This is a genomic window from Spirosoma sp. 209, from assembly GCF_002006735.1.
GTDB classification, from domain to species: domain Bacteria; phylum Bacteroidota; class Bacteroidia; order Cytophagales; family Spirosomataceae; genus Spirosoma; species Spirosoma sordidisoli.
In genome coordinates, this window is the sequence record NZ_MVEC01000019.1 from 71106 (window position 1) to 88638 (window position 17533).

Genomic DNA, 17533 nt, shown 5'->3' on the forward strand with positions numbered 1-17533 from the left:
ATGCGCAGTGTACCCGGTCAGTTGGTCCGGGAGAGGTTAACCGTTGTCGGAATAACATTAAGCCGGGCGCCGGTCTGAAAATTGAGATTCCCCTGCAGCAGCAACGAACGGGCTGACCCGGTATAATCGACCGGGATCGTGACCCGATGGCCGGTCCGAATCGTCACTGGCGTAACGGCCGATGGAACCTGGTTGCACGACCAGACCGACGGGTCAGACCAGTTGCCGCTCCGGACCGTAACCATGTCGGGCAACACGACCAGCGTGGTTGTACGGCTCACGCGACACCCCCCCGTGGTGGTGCAGGTGGCCGTATAGCTTGTTGTCTGGGTTGGGTTCACGACCAGCGTATTGCCCGATCCGCTCGGAAGCCAGCTTACCGTACCTGTGCAGTTTGTCACGCTCAGGGTGGTGCTCTGCAAACAGCTGGCTGTCGAGGCCGACAGGTTGATGGTTGGGGGCGGGGCACAGTCCGGCTCGATATAAACCAGGTAATCTTCGGTTTCGCCGTAGTAGAGGGTGTTGCAGGGGTCAGTAATGGGCGAGAAGTATTGGTTTCGGATGCGCATGCGTCGGGTAACGCCACCGGTAGCTGTACCGGGAATGACGAAAGAGGCCGAAACCGGAGCTATAAATTGCTGACTGGTAGCGTATACCAGCTCACTGGTCTCGAAGTCGTAATTCTCGTTGAAGTCGATCCAGATCGTTAGGTGCTGCGGATTGAAGTAGTTGATGAAGTCAACGATAAAGGTGTTGGCGGTTGTTTTGGATACCCTGCCGGGCGTGCCCGGGTAGAACGTAAAATAGCTGGGCGAACAACCCGTGTTGACAGAAAGTGCCGTGTTGTTGACTACTACCTGCTTAATACCGATGCTAAACGGGCAACCATCGTTACTGTACATCGGTGCGCAGTAGATTGCCTGTCCGGAGCTGAAGGTAGCCTCGGCAGAGTAAGCGCCGGAGCACTCGCCGGTTACCCGCCATACGTAGGTTGTGTTCGGTTGCAGATCGGTCAGGGTTCGGCGCGGACCCGTAAATGGCCCAACGGTTGTCCAGGTGCTGCTGGATGCGGGGCGATATTGCACCAGGAAGCTGGTACTGCCCGAATTGGACACCCAGTAAACGGTAGCGCCTGTAGCGCTAATATTTCTGGTCGCCAGACTAACGGGCGGATCGGCCGCCGACGGAACACAGCTGCTGGTCGTAACCCGGCTGCGCATCAGGTTTCCCGGTAGCTGGCCGAAGCCGTTGGCCAGGTTTATCCCATAGCCGGTATTATGACAGTAGCTCATGATCGTGCCACCGTTGGTCGGAGCCGGTCCCGGCGGACAGCTGCCCTCGGTAGTGTAACAATTATCGATGGCGCCACCGGGCCAGGTGCAGCTCTGGGTGTGGGGGGAGCCGAAATTATGCCCCAGCTCGTGCGCAACGACCATGACTTCCCACGAGTAGTTGGGGAACTCCGGATAGGTCGTCGACAGGTTGGCGCTGACGCCGTACTTGAAAAACGGATTGCATAACACGTCCAGATAGGCCTGTCCGCCCCCCAGGCCACGGGTCGACAGCAGATGCGACAGCTGGGAGGTGATGCCAGGTGGCGGGTTACTGTTCTGGTAGTTTCTGAACGCATCCAGCGCATCGCCGGTGGAGGTGGCCGACGCGTACGGATCAGATGAGGTCCAGACCTTGATACCCGAAATCCGGATGGCAATGTTTTCCCGATTGTAGATGGTAGCTACCTGATTGAACAGGTTCATGATAAAGCTGGTCGTGGCGGTTATGCTCGATCCGCTGCTGAGGTAAGTCTGGTAGTCGGCTTCCAGATAGATGCCAACCACTTTACAACTGATCGCTTCCGGCGCGATCGGCGACTGATTCAGTGCCGGATTAGTAGGGCTGGTGTTGTCTGTCAGGCAGGTGAAGGGCTGCTTTTTGCTGATTGTGTTGTCGGCGTAGAACAGGTAATTGCCGGGGCTCCGGGCCAGTCGGCTGATGGATCGGGTGCCGGTTTCGTCGGCTACGAAACCGTTGAGTTCGCCATCCACGATGCTGATGGATACCAGGGAGGCTGGCTTGTTTCTGATGAAGCCCTGGTAAAACAGGCCCGGATTTATGGGACTTTCGAGGGTACGGTTGCCGTTGCCGATCAGTATTTTGCCGGACGGTGAAAAGAGGTCGATGGGGACCAGTTCGAGCTCAATCGCGGTGGAGCCGCTGGGAATGGTAAATTCCAGCAGGTCCGGACGTTCTTGTGTAATCTGGTCGAGTACGTTCGGGTCTATACGAAGGGTTACGGGTTTTTGGTCGGGCTGAAATACCCCCGCATTATAAGACACGGTACTGGTCGGGCTGAAGAGCGGGTAAGCCTGCGCTTTCGATGCCTGCCGGGCCTGGTTAACCTGTTGCTGTAGGGGAACAGGTGTCTGTTGTTGCGCCACCACAGCCGGGAAGCGCACCATCAAAGCAAGTACAAAGAGGAAGTACGACCGGAGATTCATCAACAGGACGCGGTGGATATTTTGTCGCAAGTTTATGCGCAAATCCATCATGAGCCTATCAAGGATAGGTAACAAAGGCTAGTGTTTAGTAAACGGTGCTTTACATTTTCAAATGTCTAGCGTGCGTATACATCCATAGCCAGTTAATCCGCACCAGTCGGTGTCGGGGCAGGAGACAAGGCTGTCCTGAACTATAGCAACCGGAACGACATTCTATGGTGGGGGGTGGGGCCAAACTCCCGTAAAGCGGCCCGATGGATTGGGGTTGGGTAGCCCACGTTCTGTGCCCAGCCATAGGCGGGGAAAGCTGCTCCCAGCTTCTCCATGAGGGTATCGCGGTATACCTTGGCCAGTACTGACGCGGCTGCAATGGATAGATAGTGCGCGTCGCCCTTGATGATACAGGTGTGCGGAATCATGGGATACGGCACGAACCGATTCCCGTCAACGATCAGGTGATCGGGCCGGACAGTCAGAGCATCGACCGCCCGGTGCATGGCCAGAAAGCTGGCTTTGAGAATATTGATCTGATCAATATCGGCCGGCGATACTTCCGCAACCGCCCACGCCAGCGCATCCCGCTCGATATCCAGCCGCAACGTTTCGCGCTGGGCGCGGCTGAGCTGTTTGGAGTCGTTCAGCACCGGATGGGTGTAGTGTCGGGGCAAAATAACCGCAGCGGCTACCACCGGCCCGGCCAGACAGCCCCGGCCTACCTCATCTAAACCCGCTTCAACGGCGTCGGCGTTGTAATAAGAGCGTAACAACAGACAGGTCGGTTAACTCACTAGCGAAGTCGGTCAGAGCCGCGCACCAGCTTCTCGTCGCGTCGAATAAAGCGGTTGGCGAGGGCGTTGAACACCAGAGCCGCCACGATGGCGTAAAAGCCCAGCAGGAATGTGCCCTGGTCTGCCGGGTTGCCGTAAGCCTTGCCCGCGTAGAGCGTCCGGTACAGGATAATCCCCATAATAGCCGTCAGCATCAGGGCGTTTACCGCGCAAAGGGCGGTCTGGGTGAGCCGGTTGCGGTACTGGAAAATAGCATACAGTGACGACAGCGCTACCAGACCCATCAGCAGACCCAGGTACCAGACTGAGGTGATCAGCGTAGTGGGTGCCGTAGTGGCGGGTACGCCCGGCTGTTGCGAAATGGCCTGTTGTTCGCTGTATTGCAGGGCTGTCAGATACGCCATTTCGGGCAGTTGCCGGCCAGCCTTCTCCCAAAGCGGGTTGGCCAGAGCAATTCCCATGGCTATGACGATAAGAAACAAAAAGATGGTCTGAACGCGTTGAATCATTGGGGGTAATGAAAAAATATAACAAGTACTAACGTGTACAGGGCAGTCCCGACCGTGGGCGGGTCCGGTAACCGACTGTAACCCCGTTTATAGAGGGCAAAAGTAGCCGAAAAACTAATAGAGTATGAAAGCAGACGTGCGTTTGATGGTAACGGCCGACGGGTCACACACGGCCCTGAGCAAGCCGTTCGATACGACCTATCACTCCCGGTTCGGGGCGTTTCAGGAATCGGAGCGGGTATTCATCGAGTTGGGCCTGCAGGCTGCGTTCGACCGGTTCCCGCAGGATGAGCTGAGTATTCTGGAAATGGGTTTCGGTACGGGACTGAACGCTTTGCTGACTGCCCGCGAGGCCGAAAAGGCCCGGCGCCGGGTCCGGTATACAGCCCTGGAGGCCTACCCGATGCAGCTAGCCGATGCGGCTCCGCTTAATTACGATGCTCTGCTGGGTACCGACTACCTGTCTAAGCTCCACCAGTCAGCCTGGAATGAAGTCTGTTCGGTTAGCCCGTTCATGACCCTGACCAAAGTTGACCAGCGGCTGCAGGATTTCAGCACCGGCGAGCAATTTCACCTGATCTATTATGACGCATTTGCACCCAGCACGCAGCCGGAGTTGTGGGAACTTCCTATTTTTGAAAAATTGGCGCATTTGTTGCTGCCATCTGGAATATTAACCACCTATTGTTCCAAAAGCTACGTACAGCGTAACCTGCGGGCAGCCGGCCTGGTCGTTGACAAACAGCCTGGTCCGGCCCGGAAACGGGAGGTGTTACGGGCTATGAAGCCATAAAATGGTTGTTCTCCTAATTTTATTCGTGATCGGGCGTTACTTTTTAAACAACCTCGCTATGAACCGTCTCCTGCTTACTGCATTCGTGCTGATCGGGCTTACGATCAGTGCCTTTCGCCTGCCAACACCCGTGCTGTCGGCCACCGATCCAACCCCTGCGCCGAAGCGTATCAAATGGCTAACGGTCGAAGAAGCGTACCTGGCCACGCAGAAGAAACCCAAAAAATTTGTCATCGATGTCTATACCGACTGGTGCGGCTGGTGCAAAGTGATGGACCGCGAGACATTCACCAAGCCGGCTATCGTTGATTACGTCAACGAAAACTTCTACGCCGTTAAACTCAACGCCGAGCAAACCGCCGACATCACCCTCGGTAAGCAGACGTTCAAATACGTTGGTACCGCCAGCGGACGCGGAGCCCATGAACTGGCCGCAGCGCTGATGCGAAACCAGATGAGCTACCCGACCACCGTCTTTCTGGACGAAAAGTTTAACCTGATCCAGCCCATTGCCGGCTATCTGGAACCCCGTACGTTTCACCAGATCATTACCTACTTTGGCCGCGACTACCACCAGAAAGAGCCGTTTGACCAGTATAAAGCCGGTACCTACGCCAAAACCTTTCAGGGTTCGCTGACGGCCGGGAAGTAAACCAGCACATAACGCGGGTGCCAGTTGGCTCTTTACAGAACTTCTGTGAGGTGCCGACTGGCACCCGCGTTATTTTGTTGCGTATTTTTGTTGCTTCTCATCAACCCAATCAATAGAGTACATGAATCAACAACTGACTTTTCTTTCGGTGATTGCCGTCTCCATAGCGCTGACGGCAGCTACCCCTCCGAAGAAAATCGGGAAGCCGGTCCCCGGTCGGCCGGCCGCTGCTCCCCGCAAATTCATCGACCCTCAGAACATGGATACGTCCGTGAAACCGGGCGACAATTTCTACCAGTACGCCAACGGGAACTGGCTGAAACAAAACGCGATCCCGGCCTCCAAAACATCCTGGGGCAGCTTCAACGAGCTGCGGGAGAAAAGCCTCGATGCGATGAAGTCGCTGCTCGAGGACGCGTCGAAAACAACGACCAAAGGCCGGTTGTACCAAATGGTTGGCGATTATTACGCCAGCGGTATCGATAGCCTGACCATCGAAAAGCGGGGCTTCGATCCCATCAAGCCTGACCTGGCCCGAATCGAGAAAGTCAACAACAAAACCGCCTTCCTCGACGAACTGGCTTACCAGCGTAGTCAGGGTAACGGTATGCTCTTCGGCTTTTTTGTGGCGCAGGACCGTAAAAACGTGTCGAAGTACCTGCCGCAGTTTAGCCAGGGAGGTACAACCCTGCCCGACCGTGATTACTACCTGAAGACCGATGCCCGTAGCCTGAAAATCCGGGATGCGTACCGCGACAACCTGACCAAGATGTTTGCGCTCATCGGCGAAGAGCCAACGCAGGCCTCGCAGGATGCCGACGTTATCCTGCGGGTCGAAACCGCGCTGGCCAAAGCCCAGATGGCCCGCGTCGAGATGCGCGATCCCTACAAGACCTACAACAAGTTTACGGTAGCGAACTTCAGCCAGCAGACACCCGGTATCAACTGGGCCGATCAACTAACCAAGTATGGTGTAAAAGGGCAGGATACGGTGCTGGTGCAGAGCCCGACCTTCTTCCGGTCGCTCGATAGTCTGGTGGCCGCTACGCCAATCGAAGACCTGCGTACCTACATGCGCTGGAATATCCTGAAGGGCGCTGCACCGTATCTAAGCGACGCATTCGTGAAACAAAGCTTCGCATTCTCGCGGGTGCTGACCGGACAGAAAGAGCAAACTCCCCGCTGGCAGCGGGTGAGTGGCCTCATCGACGGTACCCTGGGCGACCTGCTGGGTCAACTCTACGTACAGCAATACTTCAAGCCAGAAGCCAAGCAGCGTATGCTGACCCTGGTCGATAACCTCGAAGCGTCGTACAAAGAGCACATCAAAGGGCTCGACTGGATGAGCGAAGACACCAAAAAACGGGCACTGACCAAGCTGACGTCGTTTAAACGGAAAATCGGCTATCCCGACAAATGGAAGAACTACGATGGGGTCACGATTGCGCGGAACGACTTCTACGGAAATGTGAAATCGGCCGGCAAATGGTCGTATAACTACATGATCAACCGGCTCGGCAAACCCGTCGACCGAACCGAGTGGGGCATGACTCCGCCAACGGTGAATGCATATTACAACCCCGTCAATAACGAAATCGCGTTCCCGGCGGCTATTCTGCAATTTCCCTTCTTTGACTTCGACGCTGATGATGCCATCAACTACGGCGGTATCGGTGCCGTAATCGGCCACGAAATGACCCACGGCTTCGACGATCAGGGGCGGCAGTACGATGCCGACGGTACCCTGCGCGACTGGTGGACCAAAGCGGATGCCGACAACTTCAAGAAACGCGCCGATCAGGTGAAAGAGCAGTTCTTTGGGTTCAAAGTGCTCGATTCGATCAAGGTAAACGGGCAACTCACCCTCGGCGAAAACCTGGCCGATCTGGGTGGCCTTGCCATCGCCTACGATGCCTTCAAGAAAACTGCGCAGGGGAAAGCCAACGGCAAAAAAGCCATGATCGACGGCTTTACCCCCGATCAGCGGTTCTTCCTGTCCTGGGCACAGGTATGGCGCATCAACGTCCTGCCCGAAACTCAGGCTCAGTTGATCATGACCGATCCCCATGCGCCCGGCCTTTACCGCTGCAACGGCCCGCTGTCCAACATTACGGCCTGGTATCAGGCATTCGATGTGAAGCCAGGCGACAAAATGTACAAAAAGCCCGAAGACCGGATCAAGGTTTGGTAGGTAACCCAAAACCAGAAACAATAGCCGCGTTCGCCTGGGTGGACGCGGCTGTTGTGTTTTTTGCCGCGGCTTCGTGTAGATTCTCTTCTCCGGCTGCTTTTGTTTGTGACTTAACCCGTTCTTACATGAAGAAATTACCGATACTGCTGACCATCACTATCCTGCTCATTGGGGGCTGTCAGCAAAAGCCAGCGCAAGAAACGACCGGCAAGCCCGCTGCCGAGCCAACCGCTGCCGCTGTCGACCTGACCAAACGACCCGCTGCCGACGCCCCCCGATCAGCGGCCGACCGGCTGGTGCGCGCGCTTTACTTCGAGCACGATACCAAAGAAAATCCCTTCTTGGAGGCTAAAGATCCGGCGCTGGCCGAGCAGTTTTTTACCAAACCGGTTGCGGAACGATTGTACAAAAAAGCAGCAGCAGCCAGCGCCAGCCGCAAACAGATAAATCCGCTTTTCAATGTGCCCGATGCGCAGATTCAGAAGCGCTGGGTACTGCCAGCCGCTGTATCGGGCGCCAAAGCAGTCGTATTTGTCACGTACAATACCAGTGGAAAAGAGCAGGAAATGCGGTGCGAACTGGAGCAGCAGGCCAACGGTCGCTGGCGAATCAGCGACATTATTTACGCCGATGGAAAGCGCCTAACCGAGTTGATTAAGTAGCTGTTAGCCGGTGTCCTGACAGAATTGTTCCTGTCAGATTCAAATTATTTTTAGTTGACATGTTGACAACACCGTAAAAGCTTGTAATTTTGCAACTCCAAACCGGAAACGGGGCGGAAATTGTTCTTTAACAGTGTGTTTTTGGGGAGTTTCCAGAGTGGCCAAATGGATCAGACTGTAAATCTGCTGGCGTACGCCTTCGGAGGTTCGAATCCTCCACTCCCCACTATTTGGTAACTGAAGACGACGAAAGTAATCTTGGGTTGCTGAGTTTGCGGAAGTAGCTCAATTGGTAGAGCGATAGCCTTCCAAGCTATAGGTTGCGGGTTCGAGACCCGTCTTCCGCTCAACAGAAAGCAGTTGGTACTCAACAGCGTTCGGCCCCGGGCTGTCGGCTGTTTTAGTGGTATCTGCTAGCTGTGGTAAGTTAGTACAAGCCGTTATAGCTCAGCGGTAGAGCACTTCCTTGGTAAGGAAGAGGTCCGGGGTTCAAGTCCCCGTAACGGCTCAGGACTTCGCGGAGAGGTCTGCTTTGAGTTAAGCCGTGTCGTAATTACGTTCATTAAGCGTGGTTCCGGGCGGCTTGATTGACGTTCAGCGAGTTTATTTCAAAACAAACAACAGTTCACAATAGCGTTTTAAACACATGGCAAAAGAGAATTTTGACCGCTCGAAACCGCACGTAAACATCGGTACGATTGGTCACGTTGACCACGGTAAAACGACGCTGACGGCTGCCATTACGAAAGTGCTGGCCGAAAAGGGTCTGGCCGCAATTCGGGACTTCTCCTCGATCGACAACGCGCCTGAAGAAAAAGAGCGCGGTATTACCATCAATACATCGCACGTTGAGTACGCTACGGCTTCTCGCCACTATGCGCACGTTGACTGCCCGGGCCACGCTGACTATGTGAAGAACATGGTAACGGGTGCTGCTCAAATGGACGGAGCTATCCTCGTGGTAGCTGCTACTGACGGACCGATGCCCCAGACCCGTGAGCACATCCTGCTCGCCCGTCAGGTAGGTGTTCCTCAGCTCGTTGTGTTCATGAACAAAGTGGACATGGTCGATGACCCAGAGCTGCTCGAACTGGTTGAAATGGAAATCCGTGAGCTGCTGAGCTTCTATCAGTTCGATGGCGATAACATCCCGGTTATCCAGGGTTCGGCTCTTGGTGGCCTGAACGGCGATGCCAAGTGGGTGAAAACGATCGAAGAGCTGATGGACGCCGTTGATACATTCATTCCGCTGCCTCCTCGTCAGACGGATCTGCCGTTCCTGATGCCGGTAGAGGACGTATTCTCGATCACGGGTCGTGGTACGGTTGCTACGGGTCGTATCGAGCGTGGTGTTATCAACTCGGGCGAGCCAGTTGAAATCCTCGGCATGGGTGCAGAAAACCTGAAGTCAGTTGTAACGGGTGTTGAAATGTTCCGGAAAATTCTGGACCGTGGCGAAGCCGGTGACAACGTAGGTCTGCTCCTCCGTGGTATCGAAAAAACCGATATCCGCCGTGGTATGGTAATCTGTAAGCCAGGTTCTGTAACCCCGCACATGAAGTTCAAAGCTGAGGTTTATGTACTGTCGAAAGAAGAAGGTGGCCGTCATACGCCGTTCTTCAACAAGTACCGGCCGCAGTTCTATTTCCGCACCACCGACGTTACGGGCGAGATCATGCTGCCTGCCAACGTTGAGATGGTGATGCCAGGCGATAACATCACGATTGATGTAACGCTGATCAACAAGATCGCCATGGAAAAAGGTCTCCGTTTCGCTATCCGCGAAGGTGGCCGTACCGTGGGTGCTGGTCAGGTAACGGAAATCCTCGACTAAGTAATACGCGTAAAACAAGTGCATTTCTTCACAGGGGTGCACTTGTTTTTTGCAATTATTCCGTACTTTTGCAGTCCGTTTCAGAGGCACGCTGTTCCGGGTTTACGTAAAGTCACTATAAACGGGTGTAGTTCAAGGGTAGAATAGCGGTCTCCAAAACCGTTGATGGGAGTTCGAATCTCTCCACCCGTGCCAATCCCTTACATACAATGGACAAGTTTCTCTCGTTTCTGAAAGCCTCCTGGGAGGAAGTTCAGCACAACGTGACTTGGCCGAAATTCAGCGACCTGCAATCCAGTTCGACCCTCGTACTGGTAGCTTCGCTGATTTTTGCGCTAATGGTCGGACTGATTGATCTGGTGTTTGAGAATGGTCTCAACGTCTTCTATCAGTCGTTTTAGAATTAGTCATTTGGTGTCGTTCATTATCATTAATTGTCATCTACCGCAACAGGTCTGACAGTAACTCCTGACAATGAATGACTGGCCAACGGCTACTTAAGGACAATAATTATGAGCGGCATACAATGGTACGTCATTCGGGCGGTTTCGGGGCAGGAGAAAAAGGTTAAATCTTATCTCGAAAATGAAGTCATCCGGCAAAAGCTGGACGAGGTCATTCCCCAGATTCTGATTCCGGCCGAGAAGGTCTACGAGATGCGCAACGGCAAGAAGCGCGTTCGGGAGAAGTCATTTTTTCCTGGCTATATCCTGATTTCGGCCGACCTCGGCAATAACCGGGCCCTTGATTTGATCCTTAATATGCCCGGCGTGTTAGGGTTTTTGGGGAACTCACAGGTTGGTACAACAACCAAAGTACCCGTACCGCTCCGCCAGTCCGAAGTGAACCGCATTCTGGGTAAGGTTGAAGAAGAAACGCAGGAAGTCTCTATTCAGACAGTTGCCTTCCTGAAAGGAGAGAACGTGAAAGTCGTCGATGGTCCATTCGGCGGGTTCATTGGTACAGTAGAAGAAGTTTTTGACGACCGGAAGAAGCTGAACGTCGTCGTAAAGATATTTGGCCGGAATACTCCGGTAGAACTCAGTTACGCACAAGTAGAAAAGGAAAGCTAAGCTTCCACTTGGCTTTTCGAATCGGTCAGGCGTCCAATGCTTCCCTCAGTGGACAAGCGGCTAAAAAAGTTGGTCTGTGGTGTGTAGAGAACAGTCTGGTATGTGACGATCAGCCGCCCCTCGTTCATCATCGATCGTAAAATCAGTTTCACAATGGCAAAAGAAGTAGGTGGCTACGTAAAGCTGCAAGTCAAAGGCGGGCAGGCTAACCCCTCACCTCCGATCGGTCCGGCGCTGGGTTCCAAGGGTTTGAATATCATGGAATTCTGCAAGCAGTTCAACGGCCGTACGCAGGATAAAATGGGTATGGTACTGCCGGTTTTGATTACGTATTATAAGGACAAGTCCTTTGATTTCGTCATCAAAACCCCACCGGCCCCGATTCTGCTCATGGAAGCAGCTAAGCTGAAAGGCGGCTCTGCTCAACCGAACCGTAATAAAGTCGGCTCGGTTTCCTGGGATCAGGTACGGACCATCGCCGAAACGAAGATGCCCGACCTGAACGCCTTTACGGTTGAAGCCGCCATGCGGCAGGTAGCCGGAACGGCTCGCAGCATGGGTATCACGGTGACGGGTACTGCTCCGTTTTAAGAACCAATAGACTTGCCGAGGCAAATACAGAAATGGCTAAGTTAACGAAAAAGCAAAAGGAAGCCCTGTCGAAGTACGATGCTGCCAAGGAATACTCGCTGCAACAGGCGGCTGAGATCCTGAAGGAGATTTCGTACACAAAATTCGACGCTTCCGTGGATATTGACGTTCGGTTAGGCGTTGATCCGCGTAAAGCCGACCAGATGGTACGTGGCGTTGCTACGCTGCCCCATGGTACGGGTAAAACGGTTCGCGTTCTGGTGCTCTGCACGCCGGACAAGGAGAACGAAGCGAAAGAGGCTGGTGCTGATTTCGTAGGCCTGGATGACTACATTCAGAAGATTGAACAAGGCTGGACGGACGTTGACGTGATCATCACGATGCCGAACGTAATGGCTAAAGTTGGTCGTCTGGGTAAAGTACTGGGTCCGCGGGGTCTGATGCCGAACCCTAAATCGGGTACAGTAACCCCCGAAGTAGGTAAAGCCGTTCGCGAAGTGAAGGCCGGTAAAATCGATTTCAAAGTCGACAAACAGGGTGCCATTCACACCAGCATTGGCAAAGTGTCGTTTCCGCCCGAAAAACTGGCTGAAAACGCACAGGAGATCATCGCTACGTTGCTGCGCCTAAAGCCCTCATCGGCTAAAGGTACCTACGTGAAGACGATCAACATGTCCAGCACGATGAGTCCGGGAGTAACGATAGATAAAGGCACAGTAGCCGGAGTATAAGCCATGAAACGCGAGGAAAAAGGAGCAATTATTGAGGAATTAACTGGCAAGTTCCAGAGCATTCCCTTCTTCTACATCACGGAAGCAAATGGCATGACGGTTGCTGAAACCAATGACCTTCGCCGGATGTGTTTTGAGCGCGGTATCGAGTACAAAGTGGTGAAGAACAGCTTCATCAAAAAGGCACTCGAAACGCTGGAAACGGACTACGCTCCGTTCAACGAGACGGTACTACATGGCCAGTCGGCGGTGATGTTTCACCCCGAAGACCAGAAAGCGCCGGCCAAGCTTATCAAAGAGTTTCGCAAGACGAGCGATAAGCTACAACTGAAAGCCGCTTCAATTTCGAGCAGTTTGTTCATCGGTGCCGATCAACTCGACGCACTGATTGCGCTGAAAAGCCGCGAAGAACTTATTGGCGAAGTTATTGGTCTGCTGCAATCGCCTGCCAAGAACGTCATTTCGGCGCTCCAGGGTGGTGGCAACAAACTGGCCGGTATCCTCAAAACGCTGTCGGAGCGCGAGGAGGCAGCCTAGCTGTAACGCGGGCCAACACCCGCCTTTCGACAAAAAAGCGGACACGACGTTCGCAATTCACAAACAATTGTATCACAATCAACTAAGAATACTACAATGGCAGATTTGAAAGCGTTCGCTGAGCAGCTTGTAAGCCTGACGGTTAAAGAAGTTAACGAACTGGCTGCTATCCTGAAGGATGAGTATGGTATCGAGCCGGCTGCTGCCGCTCCCGTAATGGTAGCTGGTGGTGCTGCTGGTGGTGGCGATGCCGCTCCGGCCGCTGCTGAAAAAACCTCGTTCGACGTGATCCTGAAATCAGCTGGTGCCGCTAAACTGGCAGTTGTTAAGCTGGTTAAAGATCTGACGGGCCTGGGTCTGAAAGAAGCGAAAGAACTGGTTGACACCGCTCCGAAACCAGTAAAAGAAGGCGTTGCCAAAGACGAAGCCGAAGCCCTGCGTAAGCAACTCGAAGAGGCTGGTGCTGAAGTTGAAGTAAAATAAGCAACTGCTTGTTTGCATAGTACTCCAAGCAGGGGAGGCCAGGTTTAACATCTGGTCTTTTCCTGTTTGGAGAATTTTTGTCTGTGCCCTTGCAAAAGACAAACTTATTCTTATTGCCTTACGTTGTCTATTTACGCCCCTTAGGTCGGGTGACACCCGGGGTCTGAATAGCCGTCTACTATACATGCCGTTGTAAAACCACGCAACGAGCTCATTGAGAATCGGTTACGCAACTAAACAGAGTACAATCTTGGCTACAAACGCGAAAATCAGTACGCGCAAAAATTTTGCGACGATTCAGCCAGTGATTGGGTATCCTGATTTCTTAGATATCCAAGTTAAGTCTTTCAAAGATTTTTTCCAACTTGACACCCCCTCCAACCAACGGTCGGAAGAAGGTCTGTTCAAAGTTTTTCAGGAAAATTTCCCCATCTCCGACTCCCGCGAAAACTTCAAGCTGGAGTTTATCGATTACTCCGTCGACCCGCCCAAGTATTCGGTCGATGAGTCGATTGACCGGGGATTAACCTATTCGGTGCCACTCAAGGCCAAACTCCGCCTGTCGAACAACGATCCTGACAACGAGGATTTCGAGACAATCGAGCAGGAGGTGTTCCTGGGTAATATTCCGTACATGACCGAGAAAGGCTCGTTCGTCATTAACGGAGCGGAACGAGTGATTGTTTCGCAGCTGCACCGGTCGCCAGGTGTGTTCTTCTCTATGAGTAAACACACAAATGGTACCAAATTGTATTCAGCCCGGATTATTCCTTTTAAAGGGTCCTGGATTGAATTCTCGACCGACGTGAACAATGTCATGTATGCCTACATCGACCGGAAAAAGAAATTCCCGGTTACAACGTTGCTGCGTGCCATTGGTTTTGGTTCGGACAAAGACATTCTCGACCTGTTTGGTCTGTCGGAAGAAGTACTAGCTACGCCCGCCAACCTGAAGAAAGCGATCGGTCGCCGGTTAGCTGCCCGGGTGCTGCGGACCTGGACGGAAGACTTCGTTGACGAAGATACCGGGGAGGTAGTATCGATTAGCCGGAACGAAGTGCTTCTCGAGCGCGATTCGGCAATCTCGGTCGATGACATTGATACGATAACGGACTCGGGTCAGAAGTCGGTCATCCTGCATAAGGAAGACATGAACATGGCCGATTACAATATCATTTATAACACGCTGCAGAAAGACAGCTCCAACTCTGAGAAAGAGGCTGTGGAGCAAATCTATCGGCAGTTACGGAACGCCGATGCGCCCGACGAGCAAACCGCTCGGGAGATCATCCAGAGCCTGTTCTTCTCGGATAAGCGCTATGATCTTGGCGACGTTGGCCGGTACCGGATCAACAAAAAACTCGGTCTCGACATTTCGTCGGACATGAAAGTACTGACCACCGAAGACATTGTCTCGATTGTGAAGTACCTGATTGGCCTGATCAACTCGAAAGCCGTTGTCGATGATATTGACCACCTCAGCAACCGGCGTGTCCGGACGGTAGGGGAGCAGCTGTACGCGCAGTTTGGCGTCGGTCTGGCGCGGATGGCCCGTACCATCAAGGAGCGGATGAACGTGCGTGATAACGAGGACTTCAAACCCGTTGACCTCATCAACGCCCGTACGCTGTCTTCGGTCATCAACTCGTTCTTTGGTACGAACCAGCTGTCGCAGTTCATGGACCAAACCAATCCGCTGGCCGAAGTGACGCACAAGCGTCGGATGTCGGCACTGGGGCCGGGTGGTCTGAGCCGCGAGCGGGCTGGTTTCGAGGTTCGTGACGTACACTATACCCACTACGGGCGTCTGTGCACCATCGAAACTCCGGAAGGTCCGAACATCGGTCTGATCTCGTCGCTTTGTGTCTATGCTAAAATCAACAGCATGGGCTTCATTGAGACGCCGTACCGGATTATTGAAAACGGTAAGGTATCGATGGATAAACCCGTCATGTACCTGACGGCTGAAGAAGAAGATACGCACTACATAGCTCAGGCTAACGCAGGCATCGACAAGAAAGGTAATTTCATGGTCGACCGGCTCAAGGCCCGTTTCGAGGGTGATTTCCCGATGGCGGAACCCGCCAACGTGACGTTCATGGATATTGCGCCGAACCAGATTGTTTCGGTGGCTGCTTCGATGATTCCGTTCCTTGAGCACGACGATGCGAACCGCGCCCTGATGGGATCGAACATGCAGCGTCAGGCCGTTCCGCTTCTCCGTCCCGAAGCACCTATCGTCGGTACGGGTCTGGAAGGCCGGGTGGCTGTTGACTCACGGACGCTGGTGATTGCCGAGGCCGATGGCGTTATCGAGTTTGTTGATTCGACAAAAATCGTTGTTCGCTACAGCCTCGATGAAGATCAGATGGCCGTTACGTTTGACGAAGACCGGAAGACCTACAACCTCATCAAGTTCCGCCGGACCAACCAGGATACCTGCATCAACATCAAGCCGACGGTGCTGAAAGGCCAGAAGGTGAAGAAAGGGGATGTACTCTGCGAAGGCTACGCTACGCAGGCGGGTGAACTGGCGCTGGGCCGGAACATGAAAGTTGCGTTCATGCCCTGGCAGGGATACAACTTTGAGGATGCTATCGTGATCTCGGAGCGGGTTGTGCGCGAAGATATTTTCACGTCGATCCACATTGAAGAGTTCGAACTGGAAGTACGTGACACCAAGCGGGGTGAAGAAGAACTGACTTCTGAGATTCCGAACGTGAGCGAAGAAACGGTTCGTAACCTCGATGAGAACGGTATCGTACGCGTCGGTACGGAGGTGAAAGAAGGCGACATCCTGATCGGTAAGATTACCCCGAAAGGAGAAAGCGATCCGACACCGGAAGAAAAACTGCTGCGGGCCATCTTCGGTGACAAAGCCGGCGACGTTAAGGATGCTTCCAAGAAAGCACCACCGTCGCTGAAAGGCGTCGTGATCGACACCAAACTGTTTGCTCGTCCGGCCAAAGAAGACCGGGGTAAGCACAAAGATGAGGTGAAAGCGCTCATGAAGAAATACGGTCGTGAACTGACCGATTTCCGCGCCCGCATGATCGACAAGATGGTTACGCTGCTGGATGGTAAAACCAGCCAGGGTGTGAAGCATAAGTTCGGCGATGAGGTCGTGAGCAAGGGTGTGAAGTTCAGCCGTAAGAACATTACGGATAACCTCTTCCCCGACAAGAACCCGTATCGCGACGAGAGTGGCTATGCCGTTCCTGAAGAAGCGAACCTGCTTTCGGACATCAACCTTGATGGCTGGACAGAAGACGACAAACTGAACCAGATGATCGTATCGCTGGTGAAGAACTATAACAACCGTCGGAGCGAAATCACGGGCCGGTTCAAACGCGAGCGCTTTACGCTTGAAGTAGGCGACGAACTGCCGGCGGGTATCGTGAAACTGGCTAAGGTCTATATCGCCAAGAAGCGGAAGCTGAAAGTAGGGGATAAAATGGCCGGTCGTCACGGAAACAAAGGGGTTGTTGCCCGGATTGTGCGCGACGAAGACATGCCGTTCCTGGAAGATGGTACCAAAGTAGATATCGTGCTGAACCCGCTTGGGGTACCTAGCCGGATGAACCTGGGCCAGATCTATGAAACGGTATTGGCCTGGGCTGGTCAGAAGCTGGATCGTAAATACGCTACGCCGATTTTCGACGGAGCCACGGAACAGCAGGTGGCCGACGAGCTTGACGAAGCAGGCCTGCCCTCGTTCGGCCGTACGTACCTGTATAACGGTCTGACCGGTGAGCGTTTCGATCAGCCCGTAACCGTGGGTATCATCTACATGCTCAAACTCGGTCACCTGGTTGACGATAAGATGCACGCCCGTTCGATCGGCCCCTACTCGCTCATTACCCAGCAGCCGCTGGGTGGTAAGGCGCAGTTTGGTGGTCAGCGTTTCGGAGAGATGGAAGTATGGGCGCTGGAAGCATTCGGCGCATCGAACATCCTGCAGGAGATTCTAACCGTAAAATCGGATGACGTTGTAGGCCGTGCCAAGGCATACGAAGCCATCGTGAAAGGGGAGAACCTGCCGAAGCCAAACATTCCTGAGTCGTTCAACGTACTTGTTCACGAGTTACGCGGTCTGGCTCTCGAAATTACACTTGAGTAAAAAACGTTTTCAGTTTACGGTATTCGCCGGGTCGCCGGAACAGTTTTCAGTTGGTCAGTACAAGACGTGTC

At 53.5% G+C, this 17533-nt stretch carries 15 protein-coding genes and 4 tRNA genes; 16 read left to right on the top strand and 3 right to left on the bottom strand.

All coding sequences use genetic code 11. The features are described 5' to 3' along the window. Positions 1-17 precede the first annotated feature (17 nt). The 3 genes from B1C80_RS23505 to B1C80_RS23515 form a co-directional block, all read right to left on the bottom strand. Complete coding sequence (locus B1C80_RS23505) at positions 18-2498, bottom strand: M12 family metallo-peptidase (protein ID WP_161492814.1); 2481 nt, start codon at positions 2496-2498, stop codon at positions 18-20. A 191-nt stretch (positions 2499-2689) separates the two neighbouring features. Continuing rightward, positions 2690-3265 (bottom strand): ribonuclease HII, encoded by a 576-nt coding sequence (locus tag B1C80_RS23510; protein WP_077923671.1) that lies wholly within the window; start codon positions 3263-3265, stop codon positions 2690-2692. Positions 3266-3285: 20 nt separating this feature from the next. After that, positions 3286-3795, bottom strand: coding sequence for a DUF4293 domain-containing protein (locus B1C80_RS23515; protein ID WP_077923672.1), 510 nt, complete (start codon positions 3793-3795; stop codon positions 3286-3288). 124 nt (positions 3796-3919) lie between these two features. Between B1C80_RS23515 and mnmD the strand changes: the two genes are divergently transcribed. From mnmD to rpoB, 16 genes are all read left to right on the top strand, one after another. Beyond that, positions 3920-4588, top strand: a complete 669-nt coding sequence (gene mnmD, locus B1C80_RS23520) for a tRNA (5-methylaminomethyl-2-thiouridine)(34)-methyltransferase MnmD (RefSeq protein WP_077923673.1) — start codon at positions 3920-3922, stop codon at positions 4586-4588. A 58-nt stretch (positions 4589-4646) separates the two neighbouring features. Continuing rightward, positions 4647-5240: a DUF255 domain-containing protein gene (locus tag B1C80_RS23525; protein WP_077923764.1), complete on the top strand. Its 594-nt coding sequence runs from the start codon at positions 4647-4649 to the stop codon at positions 5238-5240. A gap of 121 nt (positions 5241-5361) precedes the next feature. Further along, a complete protein-coding gene (locus tag B1C80_RS23530) occupies positions 5362-7431 on the top strand; it encodes a M13 family metallopeptidase (protein ID WP_077923674.1) in 2070 nt (689 codons plus the stop codon). Positions 7432-7556: 125 nt separating this feature from the next. Next, the gene (locus B1C80_RS23535; protein ID WP_077923675.1) at positions 7557-8093 is read left to right on the top strand and encodes a hypothetical protein; all 537 of its coding nucleotides are present in this window, start codon (positions 7557-7559) and stop codon (positions 8091-8093) included. A 143-nt stretch (positions 8094-8236) separates the two neighbouring features. Beyond that, positions 8237-8319 (top strand) — tRNA-Tyr (locus B1C80_RS23540). A gap of 48 nt (positions 8320-8367) precedes the next feature. Continuing rightward, positions 8368-8440: transfer RNA gene (locus B1C80_RS23545), tRNA-Gly, on the top strand. A gap of 89 nt (positions 8441-8529) precedes the next feature. Continuing rightward, a tRNA-Thr gene (locus B1C80_RS23550) sits at positions 8530-8601 on the top strand. A 138-nt stretch (positions 8602-8739) separates the two neighbouring features. Further along, positions 8740-9927: an elongation factor Tu gene (tuf, locus tag B1C80_RS23555; protein WP_077923676.1), complete on the top strand. Its 1188-nt coding sequence runs from the start codon at positions 8740-8742 to the stop codon at positions 9925-9927. Between the two features lie 121 nt (positions 9928-10048). Continuing rightward, positions 10049-10122 (top strand) — tRNA-Trp (locus tag B1C80_RS23560). Positions 10123-10136: 14 nt separating this feature from the next. After that, positions 10137-10328 (top strand): preprotein translocase subunit SecE, encoded by a 192-nt coding sequence (gene secE / locus B1C80_RS23565; protein WP_077923677.1) that lies wholly within the window; start codon positions 10137-10139, stop codon positions 10326-10328. A gap of 111 nt (positions 10329-10439) precedes the next feature. Continuing rightward, positions 10440-11000: a transcription termination/antitermination protein NusG gene (gene nusG, locus B1C80_RS23570; protein ID WP_077923678.1), complete on the top strand. Its 561-nt coding sequence runs from the start codon at positions 10440-10442 to the stop codon at positions 10998-11000. A 153-nt stretch (positions 11001-11153) separates the two neighbouring features. Continuing rightward, on the top strand, positions 11154-11591 hold the full coding sequence (rplK, locus tag B1C80_RS23575) for a 50S ribosomal protein L11 (RefSeq protein ID WP_077923765.1): 438 nt from the start codon (positions 11154-11156) through the stop codon (positions 11589-11591). A 32-nt stretch (positions 11592-11623) separates the two neighbouring features. Continuing rightward, on the top strand, positions 11624-12322 hold the full coding sequence (gene rplA / locus B1C80_RS23580) for a 50S ribosomal protein L1 (protein WP_077923679.1): 699 nt from the start codon (positions 11624-11626) through the stop codon (positions 12320-12322). A gap of 3 nt (positions 12323-12325) precedes the next feature. Next, a complete protein-coding gene (gene rplJ / locus B1C80_RS23585) occupies positions 12326-12859 on the top strand; it encodes a 50S ribosomal protein L10 (protein WP_077923680.1) in 534 nt (177 codons plus the stop codon). 96 nt (positions 12860-12955) lie between these two features. Next, the gene (gene rplL, locus B1C80_RS23590; protein WP_077923681.1) at positions 12956-13342 is read left to right on the top strand and encodes a 50S ribosomal protein L7/L12; all 387 of its coding nucleotides are present in this window, start codon (positions 12956-12958) and stop codon (positions 13340-13342) included. A 250-nt stretch (positions 13343-13592) separates the two neighbouring features. Then, on the top strand, positions 13593-17462 hold the full coding sequence (rpoB, locus tag B1C80_RS23595) for a DNA-directed RNA polymerase subunit beta (protein WP_077923682.1): 3870 nt from the start codon (positions 13593-13595) through the stop codon (positions 17460-17462). Positions 17463-17533: the final 71 nt, after the last annotated feature.

What these genes read in the sequence shown, in the direction of transcription:
- B1C80_RS23505 (WP_161492814.1), bottom strand. Translation starts at nt 2,498, where the DNA reads ATGAATCTCCGGTCGTACTTCCTCTTTGTACTTGCTTTGATGGTGCGC.
- B1C80_RS23515 (WP_077923672.1), bottom strand. Translation starts at nt 3,795, where the DNA reads ATGATTCAACGCGTTCAGACCATCTTTTTGTTTCTTATCGTCATAGCC.
- mnmD (WP_077923673.1), top strand. Translation starts at nt 3,920, where the DNA reads ATGAAAGCAGACGTGCGTTTGATGGTAACGGCCGACGGGTCACACACG.
- B1C80_RS23525 (WP_077923764.1), top strand. Translation starts at nt 4,647, where the DNA reads ATGAACCGTCTCCTGCTTACTGCATTCGTGCTGATCGGGCTTACGATC.
- B1C80_RS23530 (WP_077923674.1), top strand. Translation starts at nt 5,362, where the DNA reads ATGAATCAACAACTGACTTTTCTTTCGGTGATTGCCGTCTCCATAGCG.
- B1C80_RS23535 (WP_077923675.1), top strand. Translation starts at nt 7,557, where the DNA reads ATGAAGAAATTACCGATACTGCTGACCATCACTATCCTGCTCATTGGG.
- tuf (WP_077923676.1), top strand. Translation starts at nt 8,740, where the DNA reads ATGGCAAAAGAGAATTTTGACCGCTCGAAACCGCACGTAAACATCGGT.
- secE (WP_077923677.1), top strand. Translation starts at nt 10,137, where the DNA reads ATGGACAAGTTTCTCTCGTTTCTGAAAGCCTCCTGGGAGGAAGTTCAG.
- nusG (WP_077923678.1), top strand. Translation starts at nt 10,440, where the DNA reads ATGAGCGGCATACAATGGTACGTCATTCGGGCGGTTTCGGGGCAGGAG.
- rplK (WP_077923765.1), top strand. Translation starts at nt 11,154, where the DNA reads ATGGCAAAAGAAGTAGGTGGCTACGTAAAGCTGCAAGTCAAAGGCGGG.
- rplA (WP_077923679.1), top strand. Translation starts at nt 11,624, where the DNA reads ATGGCTAAGTTAACGAAAAAGCAAAAGGAAGCCCTGTCGAAGTACGAT.
- rplJ (WP_077923680.1), top strand. Translation starts at nt 12,326, where the DNA reads ATGAAACGCGAGGAAAAAGGAGCAATTATTGAGGAATTAACTGGCAAG.
- rplL (WP_077923681.1), top strand. Translation starts at nt 12,956, where the DNA reads ATGGCAGATTTGAAAGCGTTCGCTGAGCAGCTTGTAAGCCTGACGGTT.